Source organism: Treponema sp. OMZ 805 (assembly GCF_050937395.1).
In the GTDB taxonomy this organism is placed as follows: Bacteria; Spirochaetota; Spirochaetia; order Treponematales; family Treponemataceae; genus Treponema.
This window is the reverse complement of record NZ_JACCLP010000050.1, coordinates 1-695: the sequence shown is the minus strand read 5'-3', so window position 1 is coordinate 695 and position 695 is coordinate 1. Positions and strand designations below refer to the sequence as shown.

At 37.0% G+C, this 695-nt stretch carries 1 protein-coding gene; it reads left to right on the top strand.

Going from position 1 to position 695, the window contains the following annotated elements; all coding sequences use genetic code 11:
• Positions 1-695 (top strand): Rpn family recombination-promoting nuclease/putative transposase (locus tag HGH47_RS12230; protein ID WP_432912749.1); only part of this gene is annotated, 695 nt, incomplete at both ends.

Here is a 695-nt window from a genome sequence, read left to right as displayed (position 1 = left end):
GAAAAGGCAAAAGAGAATTTCCTCTCATTATACAATGCTCTGCATGGAACAACACTTAAAGATACAGCACAACTAAAAACAGTCAGACTCGATCAGGTTCTCTATATGTCATTTTATAATGATGTATCTTATCTCGTTGAGAATAAAATCATAGTACTTGCAGAGCATCAATCAACCATAAACCCCAATATGCCTTTACGCTGTCTTGAGTATGTCAGCCGCCTGTATGAAACGCTCTTTGAATCAAAAGAAAAATATAGCCGTAAACTTCTTAACATTCCCACTCCTGAGTTCTATGTCTTTTACAACGGCATAGAAGACTATCCTAAAACTACAATGCTAAAACTTTCAGATGCTTTTGTAGAAAAGGTAGGCGAACCAAGCCTTGAGTTGACCGTTAAGGTAATAAACATTAATCAGCACGATAAACATCCGATATTAGCAAACTGTAAAACTATGAAAGAATACAGCATATTTGTGGAAACAGTGAGAAGATGGAAAGAGCTAGATCAGATAAACGGTTTTCAACAAGCGATTGAAGAATGCATAGCAAATAATATCTTGAAAGAGTATCTCAAACGTAAGACCAAGGAGGTATTGAACATGTTACTCGCTGAATATGATTATGAAACCGATATAGCCGTGCAACGAGCGGAAGAACATGAAATAGCCTTTGCCCAAGGCATTGAACAAGG